Below are 20,223 nucleotides of genomic sequence, written 5' to 3' on the forward strand. Positions count from 1 at the left end.
TTATATTTTCTCATGTGTTTTTTTTTTTTTTTCTAATAAAGCGTATTTAATTTTTTTGATCATTTTTGGTATTTTTAACTTTTAGAGGTGATATCTATTGACTTTCTTAGAATCTTTTTTAGAATTATTACTATAAATCAAAAAGAGGAGGTGCTCATCATAAACTCTTTACTGTTAAAATCATTACATAGCACTTTAAAATTATCTATTACCGTTTGTGACAGATCCTTTACAGTTCTAACAGAGTATAAATCAGATAAAACCGTTTCTCTTTATTATGACCATCATCTTATCTTAAATGAGTTTAGTAAAACCAAAGAGAATTTCTTATTTCACTATGGGTTTATGGGAGAATTGTTCCTTGCTCTTCGCACAGACAATCACTACGTCATTATTGGTCCTTGGAGGAGTAATGCCATTGATCCTTTACTCTTTAAAAGGAAAATGAACGAAGCTCATATTGAGAACGATGAACAAAATTATTTCTTTGAGAAGTTGGTTCAACTTCCTTTCTTCCCCCTCAGTCAAATTAGAGAGCTACTTATTTTAGTTAACTATTGTTTAACTGGGAAAATTGAAGATTTGTTGTCAGCCCCTTTACATCACTATACAAAAGGGTGGAGCAATGCTTTTGATTTAAATAAAATCAAACAGTTGTCTGTCGAAAATAGTAATACCTATACTTATCAATACCAGTATGAAACTAGGATTTTACAAGCTGTTAAATCTGGGAAGGAAGAGCTTTTAAGAGAAACTGTAAGTCAATTAAGCAATGCCGTTTCTGCTACGTTAAGTGGCGATGAATTACGGTCCGAAAAGAATTACTCTATTATGATTTATGATCGTTTAGCTCAAGGAGCTGTTCACTCTGGCCTTGATATTGAGACAGCCTATCAATCGCGAGATCGCTTTGTTACAGAAACAGAACAAGCTCAATCATTACACGCTGTTTTGAAGTTACGCGATACAGCTATTCTATTTTACACTCAACAAGTGTCGGGGATTAAACAAAAACTAGTATCACAATATTCTCAAACAGTTATTGGGGTTATTCAATATCTTGAAAATAACCTCAATCGAGCTATTAAGACTGCGGAAATAGCCAGACAGTTTCACATGAGTGAATCTAAATTACGAAAGTTATTTAAACAAGAAAAGCACATGACCATTCTACAATATTTTCTTCATTTAAAAATTGAAGTGGCTAAACAGTTATTAGAGGAAGGAAAAACATTGGCTCACATTGCGGAATTACTCCAATTCTCAACATCAGCTAATTTTTCACGTACCTTCAAAAGAGTGGTTGGGATCAGTCCATTAAAGTATGCGCAGCAAAATAATTTGGCGAGTCAGCAGACCAGTAAAGGACAGACTCAAAAAGATCCAGAGGAGAGCCACTGATGACAGGCTCCTCTCTGGATCTTTTTCTATATAAAAAAACTCTATAACTACTGCCAATGGTATCACCCACTACAATTGACAATGGCAAAATAAATGGAAACTTACTATTATCCCATTCAATGATATACCTAATGTTATAAAATATTCATTTCAACTAATTCGATATGCTACATAGTTGGTTTAAACTAATTTCTGTATTATGGTTTACGTAAACTTATTAAAGGTATATAATTAAGTTGTTGTTTGCTTTCAATTACCTCTCAATCGTCATTAGATTTGATAAATGAATGTTTCTCATATGGGAAAGGATGATTAAGTTGAAATTTTTACGATTTATGATTGGTATCAATATTATGGCTTTAGCTGTTGCCTTATCCAAAGTCTCACAATTGGGAACTTCTCCTATTGCCTCTATTCCCAATGTTCTATCAGAAGTATGGAAACAATCGATAGGGTTATACATGCTGTTGTTTATGCTTTTTTTGATTATTCTACAAATAATAATTGTTGGTCATCAAATAAATAAAGTTAAGCTTTTCAATATTTGTATTCAAATGTTCCCTGGCGCTATATTTGGATATTTTATCAATTGTTATGTTAACCTTTTGAAAATACTTCCTCCATTTGACAATTATTTTTTAAAGATTAGCTTACTATTGATTAGTATAGTTATTTTAGCGCTGGGTGTAGTTATTGAAGTTAAAGCAGATTTTATTTTAATGCCTGGAGAAGGATTACCTCAAACAATAGCAAAGCATTTTCACTTACCTTTCGCAAAAGTCAAACTGTGGTCAGATTTATCCATGGTGTTCACGGCTTTAATCCTTTCGTTTCTATTATCGAGACCCTTTTTGGGAATACGCGAAGGGACACTTCTTGCAACAGTATTCACAGCTCCTTGTGTGTCAATGATTACATATAGCCTTGACAAATTAAAGTAGTATGCTACTAACAATTCATAGATTTAAACCTTTCTAGTATGATGTTTGGGTTAAAAAAATAATCAACAAAATGCTACTTTACTAATTATTCTACTGATTCCAAAAAGTTGGACAATAATTAGTGAAAGAACTTTGGACATATCAAGCAATAATAGACAAAAAGTTAAGCTAATTAAAGACTATTTCTTTCAGACTCTATTCCTCTTGTAATATCTTATTTTCCAAGTTTTTTCTCAAATTGAGCATGACCATGACAAAGAGCGCTCCCATGTCTTGGGAACGCTCTTTCTTCATCTATTTCATATTCTTGAAACCAACGAAACCATTTGGATGAATTCCTAAAGCTTCTCCAACGATTTTTACAGACTACTCCGCCTCAAGAAAACTTTAACAACAGCTAATTTAAACGCCTTATCAAATGTTTTCTTGACTTGATTATTTTCCTCGTTTCCACTTAATTTTGTGTCCACATTATTTAACCAGGTCCAATCCCAAAAGTTAGATTTTCTGTCTAACTTTTGAGATGCAAGTCATTATTTAGTTGGGGGAATATTTTTTAAGAACTAGTTATTTATCTAGTAAAGCTTTTATATCTGCAGAAAGTGTTTCTTCTATGATAACCTTTGGATTGTCATTTCCCTCTTGTTTGATCTCTCCGCCTATTGAAAAATCATGAAGAAAAGCATCTTGCTTAATTTCAATGGTGTGGACATGTTTACCTTTAGTTGCAATGTTTTTACCAACACTAAGATTTTCTATCTCACCGCCAGGTTGTAGGGATAAAGCAATTGCCTTAAGGGATTGAATTTCACCTTTTACTAAGGAATCTCCAACATCACCAGATGTAGTAATAGAATCTTCAATAATAATCTCTCCCACTGGTTTTGAAAACTGCATTCCAATTGAACCATCTCCGTAAGTAGTAATTGACTTAAATGAGGCAAAATCTATTGTACCATCATATTGATTAAACCCCCGTGCTCCTGAGCCGTAAGTCACAACTGCATCATTGGCTTGAAAACGATGCACTGTCCCAAAATTGACAAATCCAATGCCAGAAGTTCCAAAGCTTTCAATAGGTTTTTCTGTAATCCAGCTATCCACTTCACCCCATACATCTAAGACCATATCGTTTACACCGTAGGTGGTAACTGTTCCTTGAGAGTGAATTGATTGAGCATGAGCGCCGGTTAAAATGAATATTCCTCCTGTAATCATATTAGGCTGACCAAAAGGAATCATACCATTTGAATAAATATCTTTAGTTACTAATTCCTTAACTTCTACAGAACCACCTGTTTCATTAAAACCTGCAATAAAAACACCTGATCCTAATACAGGGGCATTCTTACGACCAATTGAAACGTTTTTAATATCGGCTGATATGGTTGATGCACTGTCTTGATTATAATTAAAGATAGTTAAAGCCCCTTGTTGGACGACGACTCCATATTTTAGTGGCTTTTCGGAACGATTTCTGGAGTCGCTAAATGGGATGTCTAAGTCATCAATAATCAGTTCCATAGTTTTATTTGGTGCGCGTGTTAATAGTTGAACCTGACCAGTTACTGTGAGCTTCTCTAAAGTCATTGTAGATAAATCTTCGTCACTTGATGAAATGTAAATCGCTCTTTGGTTAGAGATGCTTTGAATAATTAAGTCTGAAAGCTTATTATTTTTTGTTAAAGCAATCCCATCACTATTTGGAAAACTTAACATGGTTCCTTTATCTCTAGAACCATGAATACTTACTCCCGCTGAAAGTGTCACAGAATAAGGAATAAGGATAGATGAAGCGACATAAATATCATTGTTTTCAATTTTTATTGCTTCGATGAATTCAGTTAAATTATTAACTTGATTTACCATTGTAATACCTCCAACTATTTATGGTAATAATATAGCGCTTAGCTTAAGAAAAGTAAAATAAAAAATATTATTTCAATATTATGTAGTCAAAAACATATTATTTTTAAAATATTGAATGAAGTAACATGATAGCACTATATAGTATTAAATAAAGGATAGTTCAATGAAGTAAGTAGGATTTATAAAAAAAGACGATAGTTTTTCTTTATCGCCTCTAGTAAACAATTTTATGAAATTTTTATTTTACAAGCTACAATTATAATACTACCTTCTTCCATTTTCTGATTTTTGTTCTGAAAGTTCCAAAAGGTGCAACTGTATTAACATGAATAAACTTATATACTTCCCAAGTCGCTGTTTTAGTCGCCTGATCAGCCCATTCTCTCATATGTGGTTTAAATAATTCTTCCTGACTTAGTGCATCAATCATGGCATAAATAGAATTAATGTTTTTATTTAGTTTGGCTTTTAGCTCTTGTAGAGATAATTGAGCGTAAGTATCTGTGAACCATTGATACAAGTCGCCTAGTTGATTCCATTTAAAGTTATCTGATGGCGTATTAACTTGAAGTCCATTTCTTTCATCCTCTTCCCATTTAAGAATCAAAGTTGTCCATCCAACCTGATAAGCAAGATTCTCAGCTGGAGTTCTATCAACTTCATCAACTCTTTTATCTTTTAAGGTTTCCGGAATATTATTAAATTCTGAAATATATTTCTCAAATGCTTTACTTATTTCTTTTTTCAGCTCTTCTTTATTTTCGTATGTTCGCAAAAAAATCACCTCCATTCTGATTTATCAGTACCCTAAATTAAACAGATCTTATTTTCTCCTTTACCTCTTCAAAAAATATTATATTTCTATACCTTTTACGAATGAAGCTTTTAAAAGGCAGTGACTATTCTCAGAAATATTCTGATTGTAAACAAGATTATATCTATTAACAACCACGAACTCTCTTCTTTTCTATTATTATACTACTTTTCTCTAAATGTTAAAATAAGGATATTATTTTACTGATTTAAAAATACTAACTTTAAAATATGTAGTATCAACATATAGAACTCACACTTCTATCGACCATCTTGGTGATATCAGAAAATCAAAAAAGTGGGGGCAAAACTATTCCCACAGACACCCTACCTGTCAGAACATTTTGCACCCCCTCTGCGTATGTGGGAATAAATTTTATACTTTACCGCTATCAATCCAACTACCTCACTTCAGATTGTTTGATTGATACTTCACCAAAAAATTCAAAAAAGGCTTGAAATCAAGGCTTTTCTAAACCCTGAAACGGTGGGCTTTATCCCTCTCTCACCAGCAGTCCGACTACCTCCACATGATGCGTATTTGGTAATATCACATTATTTAACGATTTGACACTATTTAACGATTACAATGCTGAGAGCCAAACTCAACTCCTCTAAAAAGTTTTATTTCCTCAATGCTATCCATAAGATCACCAAAAAATCCTTGAAATTTGCTGATTTCAAGGATTTTATTACGTTAAATTGTATCAATTAACTTCTTCTTATTTCTGTTGCAACTAGTTTTACCATAAATTCTCCTTTTTACATTACTATTATTGTACCAAAAATCACTATTTTTAGGGAAAAATAGCTAATTTTCTTTTTAAACAAAAAGACTTTCATTATGGTGAAAGTCTTTTATTAAGTGAGTCTAACAAAATCTAAATCTGGGTTTGCTTGATCCTTTAACTTGACAGATACTAATTTAGAAACACCTGACTCTTGCATCGTAACACCATAAATACTATCAGCTGCAGCCATAGTCCCTTTACGATGAGTGACAACAATAAACTGACTATTTTTGTCAAAACGATTCAAATAATCACCAAAGCGTTTAACATTTGCTTCATCTAGAGCGGCTTCTACTTCGTCTAAGATAACAAAAGGAATTGTCTTAACGCGAATAATAGCAAATAATAAAGCCAGAGCAGAAAGGGCTTTTTCACCACCACTCATTAAATTGAGAGACTGGATTTTTTTACCGGGTGGTTGTACAGAAATTTCCACTCCTGCAGTCAATAAATCACCTTCCGTTAATAGTAAGTCAGCTGAACCACCACCAAACATTTGCACAAAAGTCTCTTTAAACGATTGTCTTATTGCTTCAAATGTCGTCTTGAATCTTGTTTTAACTTCATCGTCCATATCATTAATAGTATTCAATAACAAGGATTTGGCTGAGTCTAAATCAGCTTTTTGATCATGTAAGAAAATAAGACGATCATTAACTTCCTTATACTGATTAATGGCTTCTAAATTTACAGGACCTAGCGCTTTTATTTGTCTCACAAGATGATTAAGATCAAGTCTGGCTTGATCTGTATTTTCAATAGACTGTGCTTCATTCTTAGCTTCTTGATAAGTCATTTGATAATCTTCATTTAACAATCTTGCATATTGACGCAATTGTGTTTCTACTTGCTCTATTTCAGACTCTGTTTGTGCTTGTGTCCTAATTAAGGATTCATTTGTCTGACTCTCATTTTGAATTTGACTTTCAATATCTTCTGATTGTGCTTCGATATCTTCTAATTCAAATTGGTATTTTACAAGCATTTCTTGAAGGTGACTTTGATGTGTCTTGGCTTGTTCAAATTGATTTTCCAATTGTGGCAAATCATACTGATCAGCTTCTAAATCATCTTGTGATAATAATAATTGATATTTTTCGATATTGGTATCAATATCTTGAAGTTGTTGTTTAACTCTTTCTAAATGAGTTTTATCATATTTTACTTGACTAAGATAATCACGTTCTTCAAGTTTAGTTTCAGATAATTGCTGACGTAGCTTATGTAATTTTTGATTGATATTAGATTTATTTTCTTTTAGTTCATTGATGTCTTTGTCTAATTTTTCTTTTTCTTGATTAATTAAAAGAATATCATTTTCTAGTGATGCTTTTTGTTTTTCTAAATCAATAATAGTTGAACTTTCATGTGCTTGATTCAAGTAATCATAGAGTTCATTGACATCATTTAATTTTTCTTGTAATTGTTGATAAGCTAATTGGTTTTTTTGTTCAACCAATCTTGCTTCTTCTCCATTTTGTTTTAGTTTTTCTAATTCTTCTTTTTCAAGAGATAATTCTTTTTTAGCTTTTGCAACTTTTTCTTCAATCTCTTTTAAATTAAGTTTTTGCGCTTCAATTTGAGATTGTAGTTGATCAAGTTCAGGTTTAATAAAAGTTGTATTATTTTGACGATTGGAACCTCCAGAAAAAGAGCCTCCAGGTCTTATTTCTGTACCATCTAAAGTAATAATCCTTACTTGAAAACGAGTTAACTTGGCTGCTTGATTTGCTTGATCAATATGCTCAAAAACAGCCGTTGCACCTAGTAAATTTTCAAAAATATTCGTTAAGTTTTCATCGTAGTCAACTAGTTTACTAGCAACACCTAAAAATCCTGGACTCGTTTCTAAGGTTTTTAAAAGATTTTGATGAATTTGTCTTGGTTTTATAGTTGTTAGTGGTAAAAAGGTCGCTCTACCATGTCTATTTTTCTTTAAAAATGCTATTGAACGTTTTGCTGCTGCTTCATCTTTGACAATAATATTTTGACTACTTGCTCCTAAAGCAATTTCTAATGCCGTTCGGTATTTGGTGTCAAACGTTAGATTTTCACTAACTGCTCCGATAATACCCTGAAGTTGTTGAGCAGCTTGTAGAACTGATTTTACCCCTACATAAAACTGACTATTATTTTTTAAAATCTGTTCAAGACTTGATTTTCGAGCTTCTTTTGACTTAATATCATCTAAAATAGCAAAAAGGTTATCCTGCATTTGCTGATAAGCTGTTTCTTTTGACACAATGTCTTGATTTTTTTCCTGATAGACTCTTAGTAATGAAGCGACACTTTTTTGAGATGTTTCCAACGCCATCTTTGCCATTTGAAAATCTTTTTCCAAATTAGTTAAGTTTGCTTTTGTTTTCTCCAACTCATTTGTCTGATTTTCTGATTTTTGAGACTCTTGTTCAATATCACTTTTCACACTTGTAAGCTGATTAGAAAGTTGAGCTTCTTTGTGCATTAAAGTAACAAACTCTTCACGTAATTGTTCAATCAGCTGATCTGGATCTGTGGTATATTTTTTCAATTCAGACTCAATTCTTGCAATTGACTGACTGATTTTTTCCAATTTTGATTGAACTGTTCCTATACGCTCAACAATCTCTTCAGACTCAGCTTGTGTCTTTAATTTTGATTGTTCAAGTTCACTTAGAGATTGTGACATTTCTTGCCTTTTTGTTTCTTTTTGGCTAGATTCTAATGTCATAATTTCAATTTGGCGTTGAGTGTCTGAGATTAATTTGGTAATTTCTAATAAAGAGGCTTGTTCTTGACTGATGGTTTGTGATAATTGATGGCGTTTTGTCTTTTGCGATTGGTTTTGCTCTTCCAATTGCTGACGACGTTTGTAATAATCTTTAAGTTCGCTTGTTACTTTTTCTTTTTTTTCATCAAGAGTTTGATGATTTACATGTGCCGTTGCAATATCTTCAACTAATAAATCTAATTGTAACTGTTTACGTCTCGCTTCTAATTCTAAAAATTGCTGAGCGATATTAGCTTGTTTTTCTAGAGGTTTTACTTGAGAATCTAATTCATAAATAATATCCTCTAAGCGATCAAGATTATCTTGAGTTTGGTTCAAACGAGTTTGTGTTTCTTTTTTTCGGGTTTTGTATTTTAAGACACCCGCAGCTTCTTCAAAAATACTACGTCGTTCTTCCGCTTTACTATTAAATATAGCTTCTACTCGACCTTGAGAAATAATTGAAAAAGAATCTTTTCCAAGACCAGTGTCCATAAAAAGGTCGTGAATATCTCTAAGTCTTACTTTTTTGCCATTTATAATATAGTCACTATCTCCATTACGATAAATATGACGTTCCACTCTGATGGTATCACTTGCATTTTTGATAAAATGATCACTATTATCCAGAACAACACTAACCTGTGCAAAATTGAGAGGATTTCGATTTTGTGTTCCTGCAAAAATGACATCTGGCATTTTACCACCACGTAAACTTTTAGCACTTGACTCTCCTAGAGCCCAACGTAAACTTTCAGTGATATTACTTTTTCCAGAACCATTTGGTCCAACAACAGCAGTCACTCCTTTGTCAAAGACAATTTTTGTCTTATCAGCAAAAGATTTAAAGCCTTGCATTTCAATTTCTTTTAAAAACATGTTCCCCTCACAAGAGATTATTTAAGGCATTTTTGGCAGCATCTTGTTCTGCTAATTTCTTTGATCTGCCCTTTCCTTGACTAATCTGCTTATCATTAACAAAAATAGCGACATTAAACTCTTTAGCATGAGCTGGACCATTTTCATCAATAACTTGGTAATCAATTAAAATGTCACCATGAGCCTGTAAGTGTTCTTGAAGACATGTTTTATAATCTTTTACCTTTTCAAAAGTTCCTTTTTCAACTTGTGGAATCATAACTTTATTGAGAAATTGGCGGACTGTTTCAACACCTTTATCTAATAACAAGGCACCTAAAAAGGCCTCAAATAAATCTCCCAAAATTGTGGCACGATCACGCCCACCTGACTTTTCTTCCCCTTTTCCAAGCTTAATATAACGATCAAAGTGACAAAATTTTGAAAATCCTGCCAAACTTTCTTCTCTTACAATCATTGAGCGAAGTTTTGACATATCGCCTTCAGCTTTTTCTGGATAACGACTAAACAGATATTCTGAAATAATTAATTGTAGAACAGCGTCTCCTAAAAATTCCAAACGTTCATTATGTGAAATGTTTAGGAGGCGGTGCTCATTTGCATATGAAGTATGTGTAAATGCAGTTTCTAATAATTCTTGATTCTCGAAGGTAATATTAAAATGTGTTTTTAATTGCAATTCTAAATCTTTCATTTTTCTTCCTTTCTATTTGTCAAAGTGACCTCTTTATTATAACAAATTATTGCCAATAATATAGTGTCTAACCATAATAAAAACATAAAAAAAGCAAAAAGTGAAAACACTTTCTACTTTAAATATCTGTTAGTGGACAAGCAGTATCTGGCGACGTGTCACAAACTTGAAAATCATGACCCACACCTAAATCTGCTTGCATTAATTGATTTTCCATAGTCATATGCGCTAATTCTTTAATATTATTTTCTTTACTTAAATGCCCTAGGTAAATTTTTTTGGTTTTATTACCCAAAGTACGAATCATTGTATCTGCACCATCTTCATTTGAAAGATGTCCACGATCTGATAATATGCGTTGTTTCAAATTCCATGGATAGCTACCTGCCCTTAAAATTTCAACATCATGATTTGACTCAATGAGATAACCATCTGCATTTTGAATAATACCAGACATACGATCACTGACATATCCAGTATCTGTTAGCATCACAAAACTTTTATTATCTTTCATAAAGCGATAAAATTGAGGATCTATGGCATCATGGCTAACACCAAAGCTTTCAATATCAATATCTCCAAAAGTTATCATTTTTCCTCTTTGAAAGACATGCTTTTGACTACTATCAATCTTTCCAATCATATTACAGTCATCGATCACTTGCCAAGTCTTTTCATTGGCATAGATATCAAGATGATATTTTCTAGCTAAAACACCTACACCTTTGATATGGTCTGAATGTTCGTGTGTAATTAAAATAGCATCAAGGTCTTCAGGTTTGCGATCAATTTCTGCTAATAAACTGGTTACTTTTTTTCCAGTTAAACCAGCATCAATTAAAAGACGCTTTTTAGGCGTCTCCAGATAAAAGCTATTTCCAGTGGATCCTGATGCTAATATACTGTATTTAAATCCATTTGTTGACATGTTTTATTCTATGTCATCCTCCCATTCCTCATCAATACTTGTTTTATCATATGGTAAGACAATTGTAAAGGTAGAGCCTTTTCCATATTCACTCTTTGCCCAAATATAGCCATTATGTTGCTTAACAATTTCTTTTGCAATTGCAAGACCTAAGCCAGTACCTCCTTGAGCACGACTTCTAGCTTTATCAACACGATAAAAACGATCAAAGATTAAAGGTAAATCTTTTTTTGGAATACCCAATCCTTGATCTGAAATAGAAACAATTAATTGAGTATCAGTTGTCTTTATAGAGACGGTAATTTTACCACCATCTGGAGAATACTTAATTGCATTATTAACAATATTATCAATAACTTGAGTCATTTTATCATTATCAATTTCTACCCAAATCGAAGTTAAAGGGTAATTCCTGATAATATCATAATGTTTATCATTTATCGTGTGCTGATTTCTAATACGATCAAATCGGTTTAAGATAGAAGTAATAAATGCTGTAAAGTTAGTCATCTCGACTTCTAAGCGCGTGACTTGATTATCAATACGAGAGAGGTTTAACAAATCAGAAATCATTCTCATCATCCTGTTTGTTTCGTCCAAAGAAACTTTGATAAAACTTGGCGCAACATCTTCCTTAATGGCTCCTTCATCTAAGGCTTCTAAATAAGATTTAACAGATGTCAAAGGAGTCCTTAATTCATGACTGACATTAGAGACAAAGAGACGACGCTCCCTTTCTTCCTTTTCTTGCTCAGTTGTATCATGCAATACTGCAACTAAACCAGAAATAAAACCACTTTCGCGTCTATTTAAAGCAAAACGAATTCGAAGTGTAATAAATTCCCCAAGTTCATTTCGTTTATTAATCGCTAACTCAGGCCGCTTAGAAACAAGTTCTCTATAGGTATAATTATTTTCACTATCAAGTAAGTCAACCAAGTTTAGCTTCAGAGCCTCTTCTTTACTAAGATTAAGCTGCTTTTGGGCAGTATCATTAATCATAGTAATTTTACCCGAGCGATCCGTCGCAAGCACACCATCTGTCATATAAGCTAAGATAGAAGCTAATCGATTTTTCTCTTGTTCTAGATTTTCATGAGTTAGGCGAAAAACTTCTGATAAATCATTGAGCTGCTCAGATAGCTCTACTAATTCAGCATCACCTTTCAGAGTAATATCTTCTGTATACTGACCCTTTATCAGTTCTCTGATTTTATGACTCATGGTACGAATCATTTTAACGTTACGATAATCACGAAAAGCTAGATAAATAAAGTAAAAAGCAACAAAAACTAGAAGTAATAGAATCGCTAATTCAAAGAGCGATAAATTCCCTATAATATTGTCATTCATTTGATTTCATGTAATACCCAACACCACGTCTTGTCAAAATGTATTCAGGACGGCTTGGTGTGTCTTCAATTTTCTCACGGAGACGACGAACGGTAACATCAACCGTTCTGACATCACCAAAATAATCATAACCCCAAACAGTCTCTAATAAATGTTCTCTCGTCATAACTTGACCTAGATGGTTTGCCAAATGATGAAGTAACTCAAATTCACGGTGAGTTAATTCAATTTCTTTTTGACGTTTTTTGGCGACAAAAGCCTCGGGTAAAATTTGTAGTTCTCCAATATTAAGTTCAGAGTTAGTTGATGCTTTTCCATCATTATTTGATGAAGAAGTAATCGAATCATTACGTCTAATATGTGCTTTAACACGCGCTAACAATTCTCTATTTGAAAAGGGTTTAGTCACATAATCATCTGCACCAATTTCAAGTCCAATCACCTTATCAAATTCACTATCCTTTGCAGAAAGCATAATAATAGGAATATGACTGCTCTTACGAACTTCTTTTGCTACTTCTAGTCCATCTAATTCTGGTAACATCAAATCCAAAATAATCAAATCTGGATTTTCTTCTTCAAATTTAGCAATAGCTTCGCGACCATCAAATGCCGTGACAGTATCATACCCTTCTTTAGCTAAATTAAACTTAATGATATCTGAGATTGGCTTTTCATCATCAACAATCAGAATTTTTTTCATTTTAATACCTCTTAAGATAAAACTATCTTATTTTTGTTTTGTCTTTAATGATTTTTGATGAGAATTTTTCTCAAATTAAAATCAAAAAGGACCTATACTTAGTTATTATACCAAATTATTAATATAAAGAGAAATAAGAAACATGTATGACTAGTGACCTTGACTTCTTTTAAAACACTTTATTAATAGAATTTTTAAAAGACTTAAAAATTATCTGAAAATATTGACATTAATTTTTTTTTTGTGATAAAATTTTGCCATGTTAGATAATGTGACAAGTATTTTATATTCATTAAAGGAGAAAAAATGACACTGATTGAATTTAAAAATGTTGAAAAATATTATGGAGATTACCATGCCTTACGTGATATTAATTTAGAAATAGAAAAAGGTCAGGTTGTCGTTTTATTAGGACCATCTGGATCCGGAAAATCTACCTTAATCCGAACAATCAATGCTCTTGAGTCTATTGAAAAGGGTAGTTTAAAGGTTAATGGACATGAGCTTGTAAATGCTTCTTCGAAAGATTTAGTAGCACTTCGAAAAGAAGTCGGTATGGTCTTTCAACATTTTAACTTATACCCACATAAAACAGTGTTAGAAAATGTTACTTTAGCACCAATTAAAGTATTGGGCATGTCAAAGACTGAAGCAAATAAAATTGCTGAAAAATACTTATCTTTTGTTAATATGTGGGATCGTAAAGATTCCTATCCTGGAATGTTATCCGGTGGTCAAAAACAACGGATTGCTATTGCAAGAGGCCTTGCAATGAATCCAGAATTATTATTATTTGATGAACCTACTTCAGCTCTTGACCCAGAAACTATTGGTGATGTTTTAGCTGTCATGCAAAATCTTGCAGCAGAAGGCATGAACATGGTTGTCGTAACACACGAAATGGGATTTGCACGTGAAGTTGCTGACCGAATTATTTTTATGGCTGAAGGACAAATATTAGTTGACACCACTGATATTAATGGTTTCTTCGAAAATCCACAAGAGCCTAGAGCGCAACAATTTCTAAGTAAAATCATCAACCATACCAGTGATAAATTAGAAACAAAACACAAAAAACGCCATCAAGAGTGAGGTGATAACATGACATTTAAACAAAAATTAACTCTCCTCTTTGCCTTTTGCTTACTTTTGCTAGGAGCTACTTCTACTACAAGTCATGCTTCCGAACAAACACTTCTTAACTCTGCTGCTGTAAAGAAAATCAAAAAAAGTGGTGTTTTAAAAGTCGGTGTTAAACAAGATGTTCCAAACTTTGGTTACTACAGCGCAAAAACAAAGAGCTATGAAGGTATGGAAATTGATATTGCTCGTAAAATCGCCAAATCATTAAATGTAAAACCAGTTTTTACAGCTGTAACAGCACAAACTAGAGAAGCTGTCATGGATAACGGCCAAGTTGATATGGTCATCGCAACTTACACCATTACTCCTGAACGTCAAAAGTCTTATGCTTTTAGCAATGCTTATTACACAGATGAAATTGGTTTTTTAGTTCAACGTAAAAACAAGATCTCAACTGTAAAGGACTTAAATCATAAGACCATTGGTGTTGCTCAAGGATCAACTACCAAAGCTGCGATTGAAGAATACGCTAAAGCACACAACCTATCCTTTAACTTTGTACAATTAGGATCTTATCCAGAACTAGCTATTTCATTGTATGCTAATCGTATCCAAGCTTTTTCTGTTGATAAATCCATTCTTACCGGCTATCGTAGTAGCAAATCAAAAATACTTATTGAAGGGTTTAATACGCAATCCTATGGTATTGCTAGCAAAAAGTCCAATCAACAATTTATTTCTTATGTTAATACCTTGATTTCAAAATGATCTCAAGATGGAAGTTTAACTTCTATTTATCATAAATACCAGTTGAAACCTGCAAGCAATTAATAAAGAAGTGACAACAATTTAGAAGGGAATTTACATGTTATTAACAATTAGCCATTTTGCTTGGTCAAGATGGTCTGCTTTTTTTGCCAATTTTGGTCAATTTGCAAAAGGTTTTATATACACACTTGGTATGTCTGCATGTGCTTTGCTTTTAGCTCTTTTATTAGGTATCATTTTTGGTGCCATGAGTTCATCAAAACATAAAGTATTAAAAGGAATTGCGCGTGTCTATGTCGAATTATTTCAAAATACACCACTATTGGTTCAATTTGTGGTTGTTTATTATGGTTTAACTATTATTTCAAATGGTCTAATCATGCTTTCAACATTCTTCACAGCTGTATTATGTGTGGGGGTTTATCATGGCGCTTATATATCTGAGGTTATTCGTTCAGGTATTGAAGCTGTTCCAAGAGGTCAAACGGAAGCTGCACTATCGCAAGGCTTTACTTATAGTCAAACCATGAGTATGATTATTTTACCGCAAGCAGTTAGAACTATTTTGCCACCTATGACAAATCAAGTTGTCAGTTTAATCAAAAACACATCTACCGTTGCCATAATCTCAGGTGCTGATATCATTTTTACTGCTAAAGCTTGGGCTTATGAAAGTACTAACTACGTTCCAGCATTTGCTGGCGCTGCTCTTTTATACTTTATTATGTGTTTCCCTCTCGCAACATGGGCAAGACATAAAGAAGAAGAAAACAAAAATTCTTATGCATTGTAGGAAGGAGTTTAAATGAAATCAGTATTAACCTCTACAAATCTCGCCTTTATTTTTCAAGGCTTACTTCTAACTCTTTATATCTCCTTTATTTCAATCGTTTTATCTACCATTTTTGGTACTATTTTGGCTGTTATGCGTAATGGAAAAAATAAATTATTTTACTGGATTTCTAGTATTTATATTGAGTTTGTCAGAAATGTTCTAAATCTCTTGTGGATATTTATTATTTTCTTAGTCTTTCAAATGAAATCAACGCCAGCTGGTATCGTTGCCTTTACCATTTTTACTTCAGCAGCGCTAGCAGAAATTATTCGCGGAGGTCTAAATGGTGTTGACAATGGGCAAGTTGAGGCTGGTTCATCCCAGGGATTTACAAGTAGTCAAGTCTTTATCCATATTATTTTTCCTCAAGCACTTCAAAAGATGTTACCAGCTATCATTTCACAATTTGTTACTGTCATTAAAGACACATCTCTCCTTTATTCTGTAATTGCTATTCAAGAATTATTTGGTAAAAGTCAAATTTTGATGGGAACATACTTTGAACCGAGTCAAGTCTTTACACTTTATGCACTCATTACTGCTATTTATTTTGTCATTAACTTTGTCATTTCATTATTATCAAGACGTTTGGCAAAAAAATGGGAACAAGCGTTACAATAAAAAAAAGATTGTGTAAAACGCAATCTTTTTTATGACAACTTCCTTATCATTTTACGGAATTTTCTCATTTCCAGGCTAACTTGTTTTTCCGCACTTTTATCTTGGTAACTATAAACACCTCTTTTATTAAAGTAACTCAGTTCGTAACCCTGGGGTTTTTGAAACCACTTTGATTCTATATTTTTTGGAGAATAATAACCCTTTGTTACTTTATTTCTAAATGTTGGATCTAGCGGACGAACAGGATCAACATCAAGATCCCAGTGACGTTTCCCGGGAGTCCCATAATTAAAACTAGCACCATTTACAATTCCCATAATATTTGACTTTTGACCATCAATTTCATTAAGAAAATCACCTGTTGAGGAAATAATAAACTCACTGTGAAAATGCAATAAAACTTTGATATTGAAAGACACAATTTCTTCTGGGAAAAGAAAGGCCTCTCCTCTTTTTAACAACTTATTATGAAGTCTAGCTGAGTCTTTTAGAGAGTAATCACTCCGTTTTCGCCAAAAATGACCTGATGTTTTCCCACTCAGATAATAGGCTAATGCTTGAGCATCCGTTTTGTCATTTCCGTAATGAGAGCGAATGTATTCAGCTTGTTGACTAGAGATAAGATAGCGAAATTGATGGACCTTTTTTGTGAATGGCGATTTTTCAGATAAGGCTTTCCCTGGAAAAGCAAGGTTAACTTGCTCAGAAAAATCTAGCCAAAAAGAATGATCTGGAGCTAAATCTGGATGAAAGTTAGCCAATAAGGATCTTGTTTCAGAAAGCTCTCCACTCAATTCAGATGGCATTTGAACAATTGTCAATACCAACTTAATAAGTTGGATAGGACTGAGATTGTGTTTTTCGTTCTCCCAAATAGCATTAAATAATGAAGATCCAACTCTTGGGTCAATCATTTGACCAGATTGTAAAAGGTCCAGACTTTTTTGAGATATGGGACTGTTAAAGATGGCTTTCAAAGCCATATAGCGTTGGTAGCTTGTGAAAACCAAGTGCCTTCTCCTATTTTTTGTTAATCAATACTATTATAGCGCTATCAGTATGATTTAGCTAAAAAAAGCTCCTTAGAGAACTTTTTTTTACATCACATTTAATATCATTTGATAACAGACGGCGCCTATAATACCTCCAACTATTGGTCCAACTACTGGAATCCAAGCATAAGACCAATTAGAATTTCCTTTATTTGGTATTGGTAAAATAGCATGCATTATTCTTGGTCCCAAATCTCTTGCTGGATTTATGGCATACCCTGTTGTTGCCCCTAATGAAAAACCAACACCTAAAACAACTAAACCGACAATCAAAGGACCAAAACCTGAAGCTACTTTATTGGGGCCGATTGCCATAACAGTAATAACCAATACTGCTGTTCCTAAGGCTTCATCAAAGACATTTGATCAGGTATGCTTAATAGCTGGACCAGTAGCAAAGCTTCCTAAAATAGCAGATTGATCACTGGTTTCTTGCCAATAAGGATAATAATGTAAATATAAAGCTACCGAAGCAAACATAGCACCAAGAAATTGAGCTATCAAATAAACTGGGACTTGATTCCAAGCTAAATTACCAATAACTGCCATAGCAATAGTTACTGCAGGATTTAAATGTGCACCACTTAAAAAACCAGAAACATAGACTGCAACTGTAACGGCTATTCCCCATCCTAGAACGATAGCAATCCAACCTGAATTTTGTGCTTTTGTTTTATTTAGTACACAAGCTGCTACAACACCATTTCCTAATAAAACAAGGATAAATGTTCCAATAAATTCTCCTATAAAAGTCATCCTATTCTCCCTTATTTCTTAATTTCCAACTCTGCTAATTGTGTCTTTACCGTTTCTAAATCAGTGCCAGCTTGCAATAAGGCTGCCGCTGTGTATGTCCCCTCAACTATTGGAACAATATTTAAGATGATGTCTTTGTCTGTAAAATCTTGTACCATTTCAATATTCATCCGAGCACTTCCCAAATCAAAGAAGGCTAACAGAGTGTCTTTGGGATTTGATTCAACAACATTCTGAACTTGTTCAAAACTGGTTCCAATACCACCATCTGGTGTACCACCAACATAGGTTAGACTAATATCTTTTGCAACCTCATTTACTAGATTCGCAATACCATCTGCTATCTTTTTTGAATGAGAAACAACGATAATTCCTATCTCTGACATTAGTCTACCTCCGCTTCTATCATAGCTTCGAACAAGAGTCCTGAAGAATATGAACCAGGGTCAATATGACCAATGGATCTTTCCCCAACATAGGAAGCTCTACCTTTTGTAGCTTTCAAATCTTTGGTTGCTTCAACAACGTTCTTAATTTTTTCTATTGTCAATGAATCTGTTTTTAAAGCCTCAATCACTGGTATCCACACATCAACCATTGTTTTTTCACCAATCTCAGCTTTACCGCGTTTTTGAATCATCTCTAGTGCAGCTTGTAAGTGCTGTGGTAAACTTGCTTGTTCATCAGATTTTGCCATTCCCATAAAAGCAGAACCGTAAAGTGGCCCTGAAGCGCCACCAACTTTACTCAATAATTGCATTGCAACAAGTTTAAATACTTCTTGTGCGGAATCAAATGTCTTTCCTTTTAGATTTTCCATTACAGCAGTCATCCCTCTAGACATATTGCCGCCATGGTCGCCATCGCCAATTGGGGTATCTAACTCACTTAGATAATCTTTATTTTCTTGAATTTTTTGATTAAAAAGTGACATCCATTTTAGTGTGTTTTCAACATTCATCTTTATCCCTCCTACCAAGCTGGTGTTGTCACATCTGATTTAAGTGCCTTTTCCCATGAATGGTCTTCTAATTTTATAAGTGTTAAAGAAAGCCCTGCCATATCAATTGAAGTCATAAAATCACCAATCTTTTTATAGACCACTGAAACATTTTTAGAAGCTAGCAAATTAGCCACATCATTTGCAAAAACATACTGCTCCATTAGTGGCGTACTTCCTAAACCATTTACTAGAATTCCAAATTTATCATCAGCTTTTATCTCAAAGCTATCTGTCAATTTTTCCACTAATTCCTTAGCCAGTTCTTTTGATGGTTGTAATTTTTCTTTCTTGTAACCAGGTTCTCCATGGATTCCTACACCATATTCAAATTCATCCTCAGCTAATGTGAAACCTGGTTTTCCAACTTCTGGAACTGTTGCACCAGATAGTGCCAAACCTATTGTTTTGATATTAGGTACTAATTGATCTGCAAGTGTTTTGATTTCTTTTAGTGATTTACCAGCACGTGCAGCTTCTCCTAAAATTTTATGTACTAAGATTGTACCTGCAACACCACGTCTGCCTTGAGTATAAAGACTATCTTCAACAGCAATATCGTCATCGACAATCACACTTTCTACAGAAATATCTTCCATTTCTGCTAATTCTTGCGCCATCTCGAAGTTCATGATGTCACCAGAATAATTTTTAATGACCATAAAAACGCCAGCCCCTTCGTCTGCTGCTTTTATGGCTTCAAGTATTTGATCTGGAGTTGGTGATGTAAAAACAGCACCACAAATTGCAGCAGAAAGCATCCCATCACCGACAAAACCAGCATGTGATGGTTCATGACCTGAACCCCCACCTGAAATTAGACCAACATTTCCAGTTTTATTAGCTTTTTTAACAATAACATCATAGCCATCTAATCTTTCAACCAAGTCATCATGCATATATGAAAATCCTTTAAGCATATCATCTACAACTTGACTAGGATCATTAATAATTTTTTTCATGTGAAATACCTCCATATTTTTGTTT

At 33.5% G+C, this 20,223-nt stretch carries 16 protein-coding genes and 2 pseudogenes; 6 read left to right on the forward strand and 12 right to left on the reverse strand.

Annotated features, from left to right (window positions below):
• Positions 1-156: 156 nt before the first annotated feature.
• Positions 157-1,401, forward strand: a complete 1,245-nt coding sequence (locus tag STRUR_RS07725) for a YSIRK-targeted surface antigen transcriptional regulator (protein ID WP_025195529.1) — start codon at positions 157-159, stop codon at positions 1,399-1,401.
• Positions 1,402-1,718: 317 nt separating this feature from the next.
• Positions 1,719-2,342 carry a YczE/YyaS/YitT family protein gene (locus tag STRUR_RS07730; protein WP_001872998.1) on the forward strand — a complete coding sequence of 208 codons (624 nt, stop codon included), beginning with the start codon at positions 1,719-1,721 and terminating at the stop codon, positions 2,340-2,342.
• A 567-nt stretch (positions 2,343-2,909) separates the two neighbouring features.
• Here the strand turns inward: STRUR_RS07730 and STRUR_RS07735 are convergent.
• From STRUR_RS07735 to yycF, 7 genes are all read right to left on the reverse strand, one after another.
• Positions 2,910-4,211, reverse strand: a complete 1,302-nt coding sequence (locus STRUR_RS07735; protein ID WP_003047216.1) for a hypothetical protein — start codon at positions 4,209-4,211, stop codon at positions 2,910-2,912.
• A gap of 256 nt (positions 4,212-4,467) precedes the next feature.
• Positions 4,468-4,986 carry a ClbS/DfsB family four-helix bundle protein gene (locus STRUR_RS07740; RefSeq protein WP_003047214.1) on the reverse strand — a complete coding sequence of 173 codons (519 nt, stop codon included), beginning with the start codon at positions 4,984-4,986 and terminating at the stop codon, positions 4,468-4,470.
• Between the two features lie 899 nt (positions 4,987-5,885).
• Positions 5,886-9,443: a chromosome segregation protein SMC gene (smc, locus tag STRUR_RS07745; protein ID WP_006738577.1), complete on the reverse strand. Its 3,558-nt coding sequence runs from the start codon at positions 9,441-9,443 to the stop codon at positions 5,886-5,888.
• A gap of 7 nt (positions 9,444-9,450) precedes the next feature.
• A complete protein-coding gene (rnc, locus tag STRUR_RS07750; protein WP_006738912.1) occupies positions 9,451-10,137 on the reverse strand; it encodes a ribonuclease III in 687 nt (228 codons plus the stop codon).
• 118 nt (positions 10,138-10,255) lie between these two features.
• Entirely contained in the window at positions 10,256-11,065 is an 810-nt protein-coding gene (walJ, locus tag STRUR_RS07755) for an exodeoxyribonuclease WalJ (protein ID WP_006739451.1), read from the reverse strand.
• A gap of 3 nt (positions 11,066-11,068) precedes the next feature.
• Positions 11,069-12,418, reverse strand: coding sequence for a cell wall metabolism sensor histidine kinase VicK (vicK, locus tag STRUR_RS07760; protein ID WP_006738842.1), 1,350 nt, complete (start codon positions 12,416-12,418; stop codon positions 11,069-11,071).
• On the reverse strand, positions 12,411-13,121 hold the full coding sequence (gene yycF, locus STRUR_RS07765; RefSeq protein WP_006740362.1) for a response regulator YycF: 711 nt from the start codon (positions 13,119-13,121) through the stop codon (positions 12,411-12,413). The genes vicK and yycF overlap by 8 nt, the downstream gene beginning before the upstream one ends.
• Before the next feature lie 306 nt (positions 13,122-13,427).
• Between yycF and STRUR_RS07770 the strand changes: the two genes are divergently transcribed.
• The 4 genes and pseudogenes from STRUR_RS07770 to STRUR_RS07785 all read left to right on the forward strand — a co-directional run bounded on the left by STRUR_RS07770 (position 13,428) and on the right by STRUR_RS07785 (position 16,428).
• Complete coding sequence (locus STRUR_RS07770) at positions 13,428-14,213, forward strand: amino acid ABC transporter ATP-binding protein (RefSeq protein WP_006740230.1); 786 nt, start codon at positions 13,428-13,430, stop codon at positions 14,211-14,213.
• 9 nt (positions 14,214-14,222) lie between these two features.
• Positions 14,223-14,969, forward strand: a pseudogene (locus STRUR_RS07775) (transporter substrate-binding domain-containing protein); the annotation flags it as partial.
• 100 nt (positions 14,970-15,069) lie between these two features.
• Complete coding sequence (locus STRUR_RS07780; RefSeq protein WP_006739051.1) at positions 15,070-15,765, forward strand: amino acid ABC transporter permease; 696 nt, start codon at positions 15,070-15,072, stop codon at positions 15,763-15,765.
• Between the two features lie 12 nt (positions 15,766-15,777).
• Positions 15,778-16,428 carry an amino acid ABC transporter permease gene (locus tag STRUR_RS07785; RefSeq protein ID WP_006738599.1) on the forward strand — a complete coding sequence of 217 codons (651 nt, stop codon included), beginning with the start codon at positions 15,778-15,780 and terminating at the stop codon, positions 16,426-16,428.
• A 29-nt stretch (positions 16,429-16,457) separates the two neighbouring features.
• Here the strand turns inward: STRUR_RS07785 and STRUR_RS07790 are convergent, their stop codons facing one another.
• The 5 genes and pseudogenes from STRUR_RS07790 to dhaK form a co-directional block, all read right to left on the reverse strand.
• Positions 16,458-17,438 (reverse strand): DUF3114 domain-containing protein, encoded by a 981-nt coding sequence (locus STRUR_RS07790; protein ID WP_006740273.1) that lies wholly within the window; start codon positions 17,436-17,438, stop codon positions 16,458-16,460.
• An 87-nt stretch (positions 17,439-17,525) separates the two neighbouring features.
• Positions 17,526-18,236, reverse strand: a pseudogene (locus STRUR_RS07795) (MIP/aquaporin family protein).
• A gap of 11 nt (positions 18,237-18,247) precedes the next feature.
• The gene (dhaM, locus tag STRUR_RS07800) at positions 18,248-18,622 is read right to left on the reverse strand and encodes a dihydroxyacetone kinase phosphoryl donor subunit DhaM (RefSeq protein WP_006739539.1); all 375 of its coding nucleotides are present in this window, start codon (positions 18,620-18,622) and stop codon (positions 18,248-18,250) included.
• The gene (gene dhaL / locus STRUR_RS07805) at positions 18,622-19,197 is read right to left on the reverse strand and encodes a dihydroxyacetone kinase subunit DhaL (RefSeq protein WP_006739097.1); all 576 of its coding nucleotides are present in this window, start codon (positions 19,195-19,197) and stop codon (positions 18,622-18,624) included. Before dhaL ends, dhaM begins: the two co-directional genes overlap by 1 nt.
• An 11-nt stretch (positions 19,198-19,208) precedes the next feature.
• Positions 19,209-20,198: a dihydroxyacetone kinase subunit DhaK gene (dhaK, locus tag STRUR_RS07810; protein WP_006738604.1), complete on the reverse strand. Its 990-nt coding sequence runs from the start codon at positions 20,196-20,198 to the stop codon at positions 19,209-19,211.
• Positions 20,199-20,223 lie beyond the last annotated feature (25 nt).

Source organism: Streptococcus urinalis 2285-97 (genome assembly GCF_000188055.2).
Taxonomy (GTDB): Bacteria; Bacillota; Bacilli; order Lactobacillales; family Streptococcaceae; genus Streptococcus; species Streptococcus urinalis.

Bases quoted from the DNA above. Each gene is read 5' to 3' on its own strand.
- STRUR_RS07735 (WP_003047216.1), bottom strand. From the start codon at position 4,211: ATGGTAAATCAAGTTAATAATTTAACTGAATTCATCGAAGCAATAAAA.
- smc (WP_006738577.1), bottom strand. From the start codon at position 9,443: ATGTTTTTAAAAGAAATTGAAATGCAAGGCTTTAAATCTTTTGCTGAT.
- rnc (WP_006738912.1), bottom strand. From the start codon at position 10,137: ATGAAAGATTTAGAATTGCAATTAAAAACACATTTTAATATTACCTTC.
- walJ (WP_006739451.1), bottom strand. From the start codon at position 11,065: ATGTCAACAAATGGATTTAAATACAGTATATTAGCATCAGGATCCACT.
- vicK (WP_006738842.1), bottom strand. From the start codon at position 12,418: ATGAATGACAATATTATAGGGAATTTATCGCTCTTTGAATTAGCGATT.
- yycF (WP_006740362.1), bottom strand. From the start codon at position 13,121: ATGAAAAAAATTCTGATTGTTGATGATGAAAAGCCAATCTCAGATATC.
- STRUR_RS07770 (WP_006740230.1), top strand. From the start codon at position 13,428: ATGACACTGATTGAATTTAAAAATGTTGAAAAATATTATGGAGATTAC.
- STRUR_RS07780 (WP_006739051.1), top strand. From the start codon at position 15,070: ATGTTATTAACAATTAGCCATTTTGCTTGGTCAAGATGGTCTGCTTTT.
- STRUR_RS07785 (WP_006738599.1), top strand. From the start codon at position 15,778: ATGAAATCAGTATTAACCTCTACAAATCTCGCCTTTATTTTTCAAGGC.
- dhaM (WP_006739539.1), bottom strand. From the start codon at position 18,622: ATGTCAGAGATAGGAATTATCGTTGTTTCTCATTCAAAAAAGATAGCA.
- dhaL (WP_006739097.1), bottom strand. From the start codon at position 19,197: ATGAATGTTGAAAACACACTAAAATGGATGTCACTTTTTAATCAAAAA.
- dhaK (WP_006738604.1), bottom strand. From the start codon at position 20,198: ATGAAAAAAATTATTAATGATCCTAGTCAAGTTGTAGATGATATGCTT.